The organism is Streptomyces sp. NPDC051214, assembly GCF_040682375.1.
Classification (GTDB): domain Bacteria; phylum Actinomycetota; class Actinomycetes; order Streptomycetales; family Streptomycetaceae; genus Streptomyces.
Genome location: NZ_JBFBAT010000003.1, coordinates 229,741 through 244,638 on the forward strand (window position 1 = coordinate 229,741; position 14,898 = coordinate 244,638).

Consider the following 14,898-nt stretch of genomic DNA (forward strand, 5'->3'; position numbering starts at 1 on the left):
CGCTCCTCTGTCAGGAACGGAACGGAATCCCGGCGGAGGGGAAGTGGCGCCAAGTGCGGGTGCAGTTCCGCGATTCGACGAGAGATGTGCGGCTCGGGCTCGTCACCGCATGGCGGTGACGTAATTCCGCGCACCTCGTTCATCGCCCGGACACCGGGCGAACCAGTCTTCTTTGCGCGCCACACCTTTCACTTCATGGTCGATCTCTCCCGGAAACTGCGCCGCTCCTGACCAGCGGGTGGTCGAGCGAGCACGGGAGACATCAGATCACTAGGGGGATTTCAGTTGGCAATACCTGGGCATGCGCAGATCGACCAACTCATGGTCGTCGAAGTGGAGATCAACACACTGTCGACGGCCGACTCACCGCGAACCTCCGGAATGGACCAGGAACACGTGGAGGCGCTCGCAGTGGTGCAGAGCCCGCTGCCGCCCATCACCGTGCACCGTTCGACCATGCGCGTCATCGACGGACTGCACCGGGTGCGCGCCGCCGAGCTGCGGGGACAACGCAAGATCGCGGTGCGGTTCTTCGAAGGGGACACGGCCGACGCCTTCGTGCTGGCCGTCGAGTCCAACGTCACGCACGGTCTGCCGCTGACCACGGCGGACCGGAAGCGTGCCGCGGGGCGCATCATCGCCTCGCACCCGCAGTGGTCGGACCGGATGATCGCCTCCGTCAGCGGCATCGCGCCGGGGACCGTGGCGGAGATCCGCAGACGGGACCCGGCCGACCGGGCCGGTGAAGCGAGCAGGATCGGCCACGACGGCCGGGTGCGCCCGGTCGACGGGACCGAGGGACGCAGGGTGGCCAGCGAACTCATCGCCGAGAACCCCCAGTTGTCCCTGCGGCAGATCGCACGCGTCGCGTCCATCTCCCCGGAGACGGTCCGCGACGTACGCAACCGGATGATGCGGGGCGAGGACCCGCTGCCGCGACGCGGGAAACGCGGGGGTGGCGACGGCCTCACGAGCGCCCCCGTCAGCGGCCAGGGGCCCACCGCCGTGCCCGACCGCGACGCGGCTCAGGACCGCACCGCGGTCCTCAAGCGCCTCAACGCGGACCCCGCGCTGCGCTTCAGTGAGACCGGCCGCATCTTGCTGCGGCTGCTCAACATCCACACGATCAGCGCGGCGGAGTGGGACGAGATCATCGACAGGACCCCGCCCCACTGCGGCCGCATCGTGGCCCATCTGGCCAACGAGTGCGCGGAGATGTGGGCGGAGGTCGCGGTGCGCGTCCAGCGCAAGGTCGCCGAGACCGCGTAGGACGGCCGGTGGCCCTGGCGTCCAACTGAGCGGATTGCCCGGTTGGACGCCGACCTCGTGCCGCAAAAAGCAACGCGCCCAATTCGCTGCCCAATTGCGGACCTGGATGGCAGGAATCCCAAAAGGTATCGTCCTGCGGGTGAGTGAATTGCGTGCCACATCAGCGGACTTAATTCCGTAACGCCGAAGCAGGAGGATTCCCTCGCGTGTTGATCACCCAAGGACCTGGTGGACCTACCGTCGGAGGGCCGCAATCAGGGGCCCAGAAGCAGCCGCTCCGGCCGGGATCAGTACGCCGGGCAATGTCCTACATGAAGCCGCACAAAATCGCGTTCGCTTTTCTCCTCGTGACCACCGTGGTGGATTCCGTCATCGTCGTGTCGACGCCCTTGCTGCTCAAAAAGATCATCGACGACGGAATACTCAAGGACGACTCGTCGGTCATTGTCGCCGTCGCCCTCGTCGTGGCGGGACTCGCCGTCGTGGACGCGGTGGCACAACTCGTGCAGAGCTATTTCTCCGGGCGCATCGGACAGGGCATCAGCCACGACCTGCGGGTCGAGGCCTTCAAGCACGTGCAGCGGCAGCCGATGGCGTTCTTCACGCGGACCCAGACGGGGCTCCTGGCCAGCCGACTCAACGGCGACGTCATGCTCGCCCAGCAGGCCCTCACCACGATGCTGGTCTCCGCGACCAGCGTGCTGACCGTCCTTCTGGTCCTCACCGAGATGTTCTACCTGTCCTGGCTCATCAGCCTGATTGCCGTCGCCATGCTGCCGCTGTTCATCGTCCCCGGCATCTACGTCGGCCGGCGCCTGCAGCACTACTCCAGGGCCCAGATGCAGGCCAACGGCGAGCTGGGCGGCATCATCAACGAGCGCTTCAACGTGGGCGGGGCGATGCTCGCCAAGCTCTTCGGGCGCCCCCGCGAGGAAGCGGCCGCGTTCGAGGACCGGGCGGGCGAGGTGCGCCAGGTCGGAGTCGTCTGGACCGTCTACAGCAGGCTCTCCTTCATCTTCATGGCGCTGATCGCGTCACTGGCGACCGCCCTCGTCTACGGCGTCGGCGGCCGTCTTGTGCTCGACGACGTGTTCCGCATCGGCACGCTGGTCGCCCTGGCCGCGCTCCTCGGCCGGCTCTACGGGCCCATCACGCAGCTGTCCGCCCTGCAGTCCAACGCGCTGACCGCGATGATCAGCTTCGACCGGATCTTCGAGGTGCTCGACCTCAAGCCCCTCATCGAGGAGAAGCCGGACCCGGTCGCCCTTCCCGCGCCGGGCAGCGGCCCCGCACCGGAGATCGAGTTCGACCAGGTGTCCTTCCGCTACCCACGCGCCAGCGACGTCTCCCTGGCCTCGCTCGAATCCAACGCCCTGTCGGCGGCCGAGCGGGCCAAGGAGACCGCGGAGGTCCTCCACGGGATGACCTTCCGGGTGCCCGCGGGCAAACTCACGGCCCTCGTCGGCCCGTCGGGCGGCGGCAAGACCACCACCACCCATCTGGTGTCCCGGCTCTACGACCCGACGTCGGGAAGTGTCCGCGTCGACGGCCACGACCTGCGCGACGTCAGCCTCGACTCGCTGCGTGACGTCGTCGGAGTGGTCAGCCAGGACGCGCACTTCTACCACGACACGATCCGCGTGAACCTGTCCTACGCACGTCCCGACGCCACCCAGCGCGACCTGCTGCGAGCCTGCGACGCGGCCCAGATCGGCGACCTGATCCGCTCCCTGCCCAGCGGCCTCGACACCGTGGTCGGCGACCGCGGTTACCGGCTCTCCGGCGGCGAGAAACAACGCCTCGCCCTGGCCAGGCTGCTCCTGAAGGCGCCCTCCGTCGTGGTGCTCGACGAGGCCACCGCCCACCTGGACTCCGAGTCCGAGGCGGCCATCCAGCAGGCCCTGACCACCGCGTTGCGCGACAGGACATCCCTGGTGATCGCCCACCGCCTGTCCACCATCCGCGAGGCGGACCAGATCCTGGTCATCGACGAGGGCGAGGTCCGCGAGAGCGGCACGCACGACGAACTCCTCGCGGCAGGAGGGCTCTACTCCGAGCTCTACCACACGCAGTTCAACCGCCCCGGCACCAACGGAACGGCTCCTGACGCCCACAAGGAGCGGGTGCTGCACGGCCCGGTCCTTGGCGGCGGCCCTGTCCTCGGCGGGAGCGGACCCGTGCTCGGTTCGGGCGGCCCGCCGCCCGCGGTGGGCGCCGAGCACATCCTGCGCCTCGGCGCCGACCCGGACGAGCGCTGAGCGCCTGCCTGAAGGGGGAACGTGGTGGAGTCGTCGGTGGTGGCGGAGCTGATCGCCGCGCGGGTGGAGTCGTCGCCCGCCGCGGTGGCGATCGAGGGCGAACGGACGCTCTCGTACGGGGAGTTGTGGGCGGAGTCGGGGCAGTGGGCGGCGTACCTGACCGCGCTGGGTGTCGGCCGCGGTGACCGTGTCGCGGTGGTGATGGAGCGGTCACCGGACTTGGTGGCGCTGCTCCTGGGGGTGTGGCGTGCGGGCGCCGCCTACGTCCCCGTCGACGCGGGCTCCCCGGCAGGGCGCGTCGCCTTCGTCATCGAGGACGCCGCTGCCGCGATGGTGCTGTGCACGGCGAAGAGCCGCAGCGTGCTGCCCGGGAGCATCGACGTGCGGGTGGTCGACGACCCGGCGGTGCGGGCGGCGGTCCGCGCCCAGGACGCCCGGGACGTCGTCCGTGCCCCGCTGACCGGGCAGGACGTGGCGTACGTGATGTACACGTCGGGCTCGACCGGAACGCCCAAGGGCGTGGCGGTACCGCACGCGAGCGTGGCGGCTCTGGTGGGTCCGACGGGTTCGACGGGTCCGACGGGTTCGCCGGGGGAGGACGGCTGGGCGGTCGGCCCGCAGGACGCGGTCCTCATGCACGCCCCGCACTCCTTCGACGTCACGCTGTTCGAGGTGTGGGTGCCGCTCGCCGCCGGTGGCCGCGTGGTGATCGCGGGGCCGGGCGTGGTGGACGGCCGCCGGGTGCGCGAGCACGTGCGGAGCGGAGTGACCGCGCTGCACGTGACAGCCGGTTCGTTCCGCGTCATGGCCGAGGAGACTCCGGACTGTTTCACCGGCCTTCGGGAGGTGCTCACCGGCGGGGACGTGGTGCCGCCCGGGTCCGTGGCCCGTGTGCGCGAGGCCTGCCCGGACGTGAGGGTCCGCCATCTGTACGGGCCGACCGAGACGACCCTGTGCGCGACCTGGCATGTGCTGCGGCCGGGCGAGCCGGCGGGACGCGTGCTCCCGATCGGGCGCCCGCTGCCCCACCGCCGGGCCTACGTCCTGGACGAGGATCTCCGGCCGGTGCCGACCGGCGCCGCCGGGGAGCTGTACGTGGCGGGATCGAGCCTGGCGCAGGGCTACTGGAACCGGGCAGGACAGACCGCCGAGCGTTTCGTGGCCTGCCCGTACGCGTCGTCGGGCGAGCGGATGTACCGCACCGGTGACCTGGTGCGCGAGACCGCTTCCGGCGAGCTTCTGTTCGTCGGGCGGGCGGACGCACAGGTGAAGATCCGGGGCTTCCGGGTGGAGTTGGGCGAGGTGGAGGCAGCCCTGGCCGCTCACCCCGCCGTCGCGCAGGCTGTCGTCGTCGCCCGCGAGGACCACCACGGCGAGCGCCGCCTGGTCGGTCACGTCGTGGCCGAGAGCCCGGACGTCCTGGACCCCCGGGCCGTACGCGCCCACCTCGCGGACACGCTGCCCGAGTACATGGTCCCGGCCGCCGTGCTCACCCTGGACACCCTCCCCATGACCCGCAACGGCAAGGTCGACCGCGCCGCCCTGCCCGCGCCCGACTTCGCGGCGAAGGTCACCAGGCGCACGCCGCGCACCGAGGCCGAAGCGCTCCTGTGCGACCTGATGGCCGAACTGCTCGGCCTGGAACGGGTCGGCACGGACGACAGCTTCTTCGAGCTGGGCGGCGACTCGATCATGTCGATGCAACTGGCCGCACGGGCCCGCCGCGCCCACCTGTTCTTCAAGGCGGAGGAAGTCTTCGAGCACGCGACACCTTCGGCACTGGCCGCGGCCGCCCGGTTCGGGGAGCCAAAGGGACCGCAGGAGCCGCACGCGCCGCACGCGCCGCACGAGCCGACGCCAGGCGAGCGCTTCGCCGGCTCACTCGTGGACGACCTCACGCAGGCCGAGGCCGGCCGCCTGCGGGCCGCGGTGCCCGGCATGGTCGACGTATGGCCGCTGTCGCCGTTGCAGGAAGGGATGCTCTTCCACGCGACCTTCGCCGACGGCGGACCGGACGTGTACGCGAGCCAGCGGACGCTGGCCCTGGACGGCCCCCTCGACGTGGACCGGCTGCGTACGTCGTGGCGGACGCTGCTCGCCCGCCACGCCGTCCTGCGCGCGAGCTTCCACCAGCGCGACTCCGGCAAGACGGTGCAAGTCATCGCGCGCGCTGCCGAGTTGCCCTGGCGCGAGGCCGATCTCTCGAAGCTGCCGGAGGGCGACGTGCCCGCGGAGGTGGCACGCCTCGCCCAGAGGGAACGGACCGAGAAGTTCGACCTCCGGGCGGCTCCCTTGCTGCGGCTGCTGCTCGTACGTCTGGGCACCGGCCGGCATCGCCAGATCGTCACCGTCCACCACTCGCTGGTCGACGGCTGGTCCACCGATGTCCTCTTCACGGAGCTGTCCCAGGTGTACGCGGCAGGCGGTGACGGCCGGACGCTGCCCGCCACGACGCCGTACGACGCCTACCTGTCCTGGCTCGACCGGCAGGACAAGGAAGCGGCCGGTGCGGCCTGGCGCGCCGCGTTCGCCGGGACGGACGAGCCGACGCTGCTGGTGCCCGAGCAGCCGGGCGGGGCGCAGGTCGTGCCGGAACCGGTGCCGTTCGAGCTGACCGAGGAACTCACCCGCGGGGTGACGAAACTGGCCCGCTCCCAAGGGGTGACCGTCAACACCGTGGTGCAGGGCGCCTGGGCGCTGCTCCTGGCCCGGCTCGTGGGGCGCACCGACGTCGTGTTCGGCACTCCGGTGGCGGGCCGGACCGCGGAGCTGCCGGGGGTCGAGTCGGCGGTCGGCCTGTTCCTCAACACCGTGCCCGTACGCGTCAGCCTGGCGGCGGACCAGTCGGTCGCCGGGATGCTCGCGGACCTGCGGGAGCGACAGATCTCGCTGATGGCGTGGCAGCACCTGGGACTGCGGGAGATCCGTCAACTGGTCGGCCCCGGCGCGGACTTCGACACGCTCGTGGTGTTCGAGAACCTTCCCCGGACGCCGCTGGACGGGACCGGTACGGACACCGGCCTGTCCATCAAGCCCCTCGGGGAGCCCGAGGACAGGGGCCATTATCCGATGGCGCTGATCGTGGTCCCCGACACCCGGCTGCGGGGGCTTCTCGTGCACCGCCCGGATGCGGTCGGACGCGACCGGGCCGAGGCCGTGATCACCTCGCTGCGCCACGTCCTCGGGCAGATGGTGGCGAACCCTGCGGCGCCGGTGGGACGGATCGACACCCTTCCCGAGCCCGCCCTCGGCCCCGATCTCCGATCAGCGTCCGGACCCGAACCACAGCTCGACCCCGTCGGGACGGCACCGGAACTCTTCGCCGAGCAGGCCGCGGCCACGCCCGCCGCGGTGGCGATGGTGGACGGCGAGCGTTCACTGACCTACGGCGAACTGGCAGCCCGATCCGAGGCCCTGGCACGGCACTTGACGCTCATCGGCGTGCGTGCGGAGACACGGGTGGCCGTCCTGGCGGAACGCTCGGCGGAACTCGTGACCGCGCTTCTGGCGGTGTCCACCGCGGGCGGCGTCTACGTCCCCGTGGATCCGGGCCTGCCCGCCGCGCGGCTGCGCACGCTGATCGACGACGTGGCACCGCCGGTCCTGCTCTGCCTGCGGGAGAGCCGCGCCGCGGTGCCGGACGACTACACCGGTCAACTGGTGCTCCTGGACGACCCGTTGCCCGGCCGGTCTCCTGCCGCGGAGGGGGACGGGCCGACACAGGGCGCGCAGCGGCGTATGCCTCTGACCGCCTCCCAAGCGGCCTACGTGATCTACACATCCGGATCGACCGGCGTCCCGAAGGGCGCGATCGTCCCCCACCGGGGCCTGCGCAACCTCGTCGCCGACCGCATCCAGCGCTACCGGATCGGCGCGGACAGCGCCGTGCTCCAACTCGTCTCGCCGAGCTTCGACGTCTCCATGTCGGACATCTGGCCCGTCCTGTGCGCGGGTGGCCGACTGGTCCTCGCGCCACCCGCCCGGCGCCGCGCGTCCGGCGAGGAACTGGTCCACCTGATGCGCGCGCAGCGCGTGACGCATGTCGCGATGACCCCGACCCTCCTGGCCCAACTGCCGCCCGACGACCTGCCCGCGCTGCGTGTGCTGGTCATCGGCGGCGAACCCGCCTCCGACGAACTGCGCGCCAAGTGGTCGGCGAACCGCGAGATCTACAGCGAGTACGGGGTCACCGAGGCATCGGTCGCCTCGACTGTGAGCCGCGCTCTGGGCGCGCACGACGAGCCGTCGATCGGCCGCCCGGTGGCCAACACCTCCGCCCACGTCCTCGACGCGTTCCTGCGGCCGGTGCCCGCGGGCACGGTGGGCGAGCTGTATGTGGCGGGCGCCGGCCTGGCGCGCGGATACCTGCGCAGGACGAGGCTGACGGCGCGGCGCTTCGTGGCCAGCCCGTTCGCCCGCGGCGAGCGCATGTACCGGACCGGGGACCTGGTGCGCAGGACCGGCACCGGTGACCTCGTCTACACCGGGCGGGCCGACGCGCAGGTGAAGGTGCGCGGCTTCCGGGTGGAACTGGGCGAGATCGAGGCGGCGCTCACCGGACATCCCGCCGTCGACCGGGCCGTGGTGATCCTCAAGCAGGACCGGCGGGGCGAACGCCGCCTGGTCGGCTATGTGGTGGGCGCCGGCTCCCGGGCCGGCTCCCGGACCCACGGTCAGGAGGTGGACGGTCCATCCGTACGCGAGTACGCGGCCAAGGCGCTGCCCGACTACATGGTGCCCGCGGCCGTGCTCGCCCTCGACGTGCTGCCGGTCACCCCGAACGGCAAGATCGATGTGCCCGCGCTGCCCGCCCCCGACTTCGCCGAGCACGCCGTCGGCCGGGCGCCGCGAGGCGACGCGGAGGAGATCCTGTGCGCCCTGTTTGCCGAGGTGCTCGGCCTGGAGCGGGTCGGCGCCGACGACAACTTCTTCCGGCTCGGCGGGGACTCGATCAGCTCGATGCAACTGGTGAGCCGTGCCCGCGGGGCGGGCGCCTTCTTCAGCGCGCAGGACGTGTTCGAGCACGGCTCGCCGGAGGGCCTCGCCCGGGTGGCCAGGCTCGATGCGGGGCGAGCCGCGGGACCGGACGTGGGCGAGGGCGAAGTGGCCTGGACGCCCGTGCTGCGGGCCCTGGGGGAGCGGGCCCTCGGCGGCGCCTTCACCCAGTGGGTGGTGATGGGGACTCCCGCGAACCTCGGCGCCGCAACCCTGACGGCAGGCCTGGACGCCGTACTGGACACCCACGACATGCTGCGCGCCCACGCCCTGCACGACGGCGACGCGCGGCCACGCCTGGTGGTCCGCCCGCGCTCCTCCGTGGACGCGGCCGATCTCATCACCCGGATCGACGCGACGAAGGCGGCGGCCGGCGACCTGGACATGCTCGCGGGGCAGGCAGCGCGCGACGCGGTCCTGCGCCTTGACCCCTTCGCGGGGGTGATGGTCCAGGCCGTGTGGCTGGACGCGGGCCCGCAGCGCGTCGGCCGACTGGCCCTGGTGATCCACCACTTGGCGGTGGACGGCGTCTCGTGGCGCATCCTGGCCCCAGACCTGCGCGCCGCCTGCGAGGCGGCGGCCGCCGGGCAGAAGCCGCGCCTCGACCCTACGGGAACGTCCTTCAGGCGCTGGTCCAGCCTCCTCGTCGAAGAAGCGAACGCCGGGCACCGCACAGCGGAACTCGACGACTGGATGACTCTCCTCGGCGACCGTCCGGACCCACTGCTCGGCGAACGGCCCCTGGACCCCGCACGGGACACGGCGGCCGGCATGCGCCACCGCACCTGGACAGTGCCGCCCCGACAGGCGGCGACGCTCGCGGGACCGACACCGGCGCTCTTTCACTGCGGGGTGCACGAGGTGCTCCTCGCCACGCTGGCCGGAGCGGTCGTCCGAGCGCGGCGAGGCACCGACGGCACGCTCCTGATCGACGTCGAGGGACATGGGCGCAAGCCGGTCGGTGACGCGGATCTGCTGCGCACCGTTGGCTGGTTCACCAGCGTGCATCCCATCCGCCTCGACCTGTCCGACATCGACCTGTCCGGTGTCGACGCGGCGGGCGCTGCCCCCGGTGGCCCGGCCGCCGGTGCGCTCCTCAAGGCGGTCAAGGAGCAGGCGCGCGCGGTGCCGGGTGACGGCCTCGGATACGGGCTGCTGCGCCACCTGAACCCCGGGACGCGACCGGTGCTCGCCGCACGGCCGAGTGCGCAGGTCGGCTTCAACTACATGGGCCGCTTTCCCGCGGCCGCCGGGACGGATGCCGTCGGGCCCTGGCAGCCTGCGGGCGAAGAGGCGATAGGAAGCTCGGCCGCCGATGCCATGCCCGCGACGCACACCCTCGAGGCCGGTGCCACCGTCCGCGACACCGCCGAGGGGCCCGAACTGACCCTCTCCCTGAGCTGGCACGGCGCGCTGCTCGACGACACGGCAGCGGACCGCATCGGCGAGCTCTGGCTCGACCTGCTCGCGGGCCTCGCCGCGCACACCACCGACCCGGCGGCGGGCGGCCACACCCCGTCCGACTTCCCCCTCGTCGAACTCGCCCAGGACGAGGTCGAGCAATTCGAAGCGATGGCAGCAGAGCTCGAAGGAGGGCATTCGCTGTGAAGACACCCACCCCCGCCACGGGGCACGCGCCCGCCGCCCGCCCGTCGGTGCCCCGGGCCAAGGGCTCCGCGCTGGCGGAGGTCTGGCCCCTGTCGCCCCTCCAGGAAGGGCTCCTGTTCCACGCCGACTTCCATGGCCAGGGCCCCGACGTCTACACCGTGCAGAACATCCTGGCGGTCGACGGCCCGCTGGACGCGGACCGCTTCCGCGCCTCCTGGGAGGCGCTGCTGACCCGGCACGCGGCGCTGCGGGCGAGCTTCCAGCGGCGCAGGACGGGCGAGGCCGTACAGCTCATCACCCGTGAGGTCGTCCTGCCGTGGAGCGAGGCCGACGTCTCGGACCTCCCCGAGGCCGCGGCGAGGGCAGAGACGGAACGCCTGGCCGAACGCGAGCGCGTCCGCCGCATCGATCCGGCCGCCGCACCACTGATGCGTCTGCTCCTGATCCGTACGGGCGAGCGCAGGCACCGCCTGGTGATGACGAGCCACCACATCCTGATGGACGGCTGGTCGGCCCCGGTCCTGCTCGATGAACTCGCCGAGATCTACGCGGCCGGCGGCGACGCCTCGGGCCTTACGCCCGTCACGTCCTACCGCGAGTACCTGGCCTGGCTCTCCCGCCAGGACAAGGAAGCCGCACGCGCCGCCTGGAAAGCGGAGCTGGCCGGAGCGGACGAACCGACGCTGGTCGTGGGCCCCACGCACCCGGCCCACGGCGACACTCCTGTGCAGAAACGCTCCTCCCACCTCACCGCGAAGACGACCGAGGCGCTCGCCGCCCTGGCGCGCGCTCACGGCCTGACGACGAACACCGTGGTGCAAGGCGCATGGGCGATGGTCCTCGCCCGGCTCGCCGGACGCACGGACGTGGTGTTCGGCGCGACGGTGGCAGGACGGCCCCCGGAGCTGCCGGGCGCGGATTCCATGATCGGCCTGTTCATCAACACGCTGCCGGTACGGGTGCGGCTCGACGGCTCACAGCCGCTGCTCGACATGCTGCACGAGCTGCAGGAACGCCAGTCCGCGCTCCTCGCCCACCAGCACCTGGGCCTTCCGGAGATCCAGCAACTGGCCGGTCCGGGCGCCGGTTTCGACACCCTGCTCGTGTACGAGAACTACCCTCGGCCGCCCACAGAGGCCCCCACCCCCGACGCGATCACCCTCACCACAGTGGATTCACGCCAGGCGACCCACTACCCGCTGTCGATCGGTGTCGCCCCCGGTGAGCGCCTCCGGGTGGACGTGACGTATCAACCCGGCCTGGTGGACGAGGCGGTGGGCGACGCGCTGGGTGGGTTGCTGACAGTTGTGCTGGAACGCATGGTGGCGGACCCGTCGGCGGAGGTGGGCCGCATCGGCGTGACGAACTCGCTGCCCGTACGGGGCCCCGGAGCCCCTGCGGAGGTCCCTGTGACGCCTCCCTCGGTGGCTCTCCCGACGACGGGAGTGTCGGTGCCACAGCTGATCGCGGACCGGGTGGCACAAGCGCCGGGTGCGGTGGCGGTTGGGGGCGTACGAGCACTGTCCTACGCGGAGTTGTGGGATCGAGCGGGGCGCTGGGCAGTGCATCTGAGCTCCCGGGGTGTGCGGCGGGGTGACCGTGTCGCGGTGGTGATGGAACGGTCCGCAGACCTGGTGGCCGTACTCCTGGGCGTATGGCGGGCGGGTGCCGCCTATGTGCCGGTGGACGTGAGCTCGCCCGCGGAGCGGGTGGCCCACGTGCTGGCGGATGCGGCTCCGGCAGCGGTGGTGTGCACGTCGGACAGCCGCCACGTGCTTCCGGCTGCGGGGCGGCTGGTGGTGGCAGATGACCCGCAGGTCATCGCGGCGCTGGCGGCCGTCGAGGACACGGAGTTCGCCGCGCCGATGGACGCGCGGGACGTGGCGTACGTGATGTACACGTCGGGTTCGACCGGCGCGCCCAAGGGCGTGGCGGTGCCGCACGGCAGTGTGGCGTCGCTGGTGGGGGAGCGGGAGTGGGGAGTCGGCCCGGCGGACGCGGTGTTGATGCACGCGCCGCACGCCTTCGATGTATCGCTCTTCGAACTGTGGGTTCCCCTGGCGGCCGGCGGCCGCGTGGTGATCGCCGAACCGGGCGTCGTCGACGCTCAGCGAGTCCGCGAGCACGTGAACCATGGCGTCACGGCGCTGCACCTGACCGCGGGCTCGTTCCGGGTGCTCGCGGAGGAGTCGCCGGAATCCTTCGCGGGGCTGCGTGAGGTGCTGACCGGTGGGGATGTCGTCCCGGCCGGATCGGTGGCGCGCGTGCGTGAGGCCTGCCCGGATGTGAGGGTGCGGCACATGTACGGGCCGACGGAGACGACGCTGTGCGCGACCTGGCAGGTGGTGGAGCCGGGCGATGCGATGGGCTCCGTGCTCCCGATCGGGCGCCCGCTGCCGCAGCGTGAGGCGTTCGTGCTGGACGCGTTTCTCAAGCCGCTGCCGCCGGGGGTGACCGGCGAACTGTACGTGGCGGGTGCCGGGTTGGCGCAGGGCTACTGGGACAGCTTCGGCGCCACCGCCGAGCGGTTTGTGGCCTGCCCTTACGTGCCCGGTGAGCGGATGTATCGCACCGGCGACCTGGTGCGCGCGACCTCGTCCGGCGAGCTGCTCTTCGTCGGGCGCGCGGACGCGCAGGTGAAAGTACGGGGTTTCCGGGTGGAGTTGGGTGAGGTGGAGGCGGCCCTGGCCGCCCAACCGGACGTCGCCCAGGCCGTCGTCGTCGCCCGTGAGGACGGACCAGGCGAGCGACGGCTTGTGGGTTACGTCGTACCGGAGCGGACGGCGGCCATCGACCCCATGGTTCTCCGCGAGGACGTCGCCCGGACGCTGCCCGACTACATGGTGCCCGCCGTCGTACTTGTCCTGGACGCCCTGCCGGTGACCCGCAACGGCAAGGTCGACCGCGCCGCCCTGCCTGCCCCCGACTTCGCCGAACGCGTCTCGGGCCGCGAGCCGCAGAGCGAGGCGGAGGAGACGCTGTGCGGCTTGTTCGCCGAGGTGCTCGGTCTGGAGCGGGTCGGCGTGGAGGACAGCTTCTTCGAGCTGGGAGGCGACTCGATCATGTCGATGCAGCTTGCCGCGCGGGCCCGCCGCGCCGACCTGCTCTTCAAGGCGCAGGACGTCTTCGAACACGAAACACCTGCCGGGCTCGCGGCCGTGTGCCTGCGTACGGGCGAGGCACCGTCATCGCCGGATGTGGGCGTGGGCGATGTGCCCTGGACGCCGGTGATGCGAGACCTCGGTGAGCATGCCGTACGCCCGAGGTTCGCCCAGTGGGCGATCGTCAGTGCTCCGTCGGGGCTCGAACGACGCGTCCTGACCGCGGCGTTGAAGGCCGTCGTGGACACACATGACGTACTCCGCTCCAGGGTGGTCACGGACGATTCAGGGCCGCGGCTGCACGTCGACGAGCAAGGCTCGCTGGATGCCGGTGCGCTGATCACCCGTGTCAACGCGACCTACGCGGTGGCAGGCACCCTCGACGACATCGCGGACGAGGCGGCACAAGAGGCCACGGAGCGCCTCGACCCGTCGGCGGGCGTGATGCTTCAGGTGGCTTGGGTGGACGCGGGGCCGGGTCGCGTCGGCCGTCTCGTTGTTGTGGTGCATCACTTGGTGGTGGACGGGGTTTCATGGCGGATCTTGCTGCCGGATCTGAGGGTGGCGTGTGAGGCGGCGGCTGCGGGTGGGGAGCCGCGGCTGGATGCGGTGGGGACGTCGTTCCGGCATTGGTCGCGTCTGATGGTGGAGGAGGCGGGTGGTGAGGCGCGGGTTGCGGAACTTGACGCGTGGGCCGGCTTGATGGGCGCCTCTGAACAGCCCTTCGGGGGGCGGGAGTTGGACCCCGCTCGTGATACTGCCGGGTCGATGGGTCGTCGTTCGTGGACGGTGAGGGCTGAGGATGCGGCGGCCCTGGTGGGGCGGACGCCGGCGGTCTTTCACTGTGGTGTGCATGAGGTGTTGTTGTCGGCGTTGGCGGGTGCGGTGGCCCGTTGGCGGCCGGGCGGGGGTTCGGGTGCGGCTTCGAGTGTGTTGGTGGATGTGGAGGGGCATGGTCGCCGGTCCGACGGTGGGGTGGATTTGTCGCGGACGGTGGGCTGGTTCACGAGTGTGTATCCGGTCAGGTTGGGCGTGGAAGGCATCGATGTGGATGAGGTGGTGGCTGGTGGGGCGGCTGCCGGGGTGTTGTTGAAGAGGGTCAAGGAGCAGGCGCGAGCGGTGCCGGGTGACGGGCTCGGCTTTGGTCTGCTGCGGCACCTCAACCCGGCCACCGCACCGGTTCTGGCGGCCTTGCCCCGCCCGCAGATCGGCTTCAACTACCTGGGCCGCTTCACCTCCGACACGGCGGGCACCTCGATCGGGGGCTCGCTCGATCCCGCCATGCCCGCCACCCATACCATCGAGGCGGGCGCGCTCATCGTCGACACGATCTCGGGGCCCAGGCTGACCCTCACGCTGAGCTGGGCCGCCGCGCTCCTCGACGAGGCGGCGGCGGAACGTCTCGGTCAGCTCTGGCTCGACGTGCTCGGCGGTCTGGCCGCCCACACGGCTGATCCCGGCTCGGGTGGCCACACGGCCTCCGACTTCCCGCTCCTCGACCTCGCGCAGGATGAGGTCGACGAGCTCGAAGCCGACTTCGCCGACGACATCGAGTAGCCGCCAAGCCCCGGCCCGCATGCGGCCCTCACCCCCACCCTCTCTGTCCCTGCCTCTACCTCTGCCCTAGCGCCCGTTTGGTCCTGATTTCGTACGCAGCAACTCGCTCT

4 protein-coding genes are annotated in these 14,898 nt (G+C 71.6%); all 4 read left to right on the forward strand.

Features of this window, described 5'->3' with window-relative positions; genetic code table 11:
- The first annotated feature begins 333 nt into the window (after positions 1 to 333).
- On the forward strand, positions 334 to 1,269 hold the full coding sequence (locus AB0M70_RS09100; RefSeq protein ID WP_365817983.1) for a ParB/RepB/Spo0J family partition protein: 936 nt from the start codon (positions 334 to 336) through the stop codon (positions 1,267 to 1,269).
- A gap of 311 nt (positions 1,270 to 1,580) precedes the next feature.
- On the forward strand, positions 1,581 to 3,527 hold the full coding sequence (locus AB0M70_RS09105; RefSeq protein ID WP_365817985.1) for an ABC transporter ATP-binding protein: 1,947 nt from the start codon (positions 1,581 to 1,583) through the stop codon (positions 3,525 to 3,527).
- A 24-nt stretch (positions 3,528 to 3,551) separates the two neighbouring features.
- Entirely contained in the window at positions 3,552 to 10,130 is a 6,579-nt protein-coding gene (locus AB0M70_RS09110; protein ID WP_365817987.1) for an amino acid adenylation domain-containing protein, read from the forward strand.
- Complete coding sequence (locus AB0M70_RS09115) at positions 10,127 to 14,788, forward strand: amino acid adenylation domain-containing protein (protein WP_365817989.1); 4,662 nt, start codon at positions 10,127 to 10,129, stop codon at positions 14,786 to 14,788. Before AB0M70_RS09110 ends, AB0M70_RS09115 begins: the two co-directional genes overlap by 4 nt.
- The last annotated feature ends 110 nt before the right edge of the window (positions 14,789 to 14,898 follow it).

Excerpts from the sequence above, each read along its gene's own strand:
- AB0M70_RS09105 (WP_365817985.1), top strand. The coding sequence starts at position 1,581 with ATGAAGCCGCACAAAATCGCGTTCGCTTTTCTCCTCGTGACCACCGTG.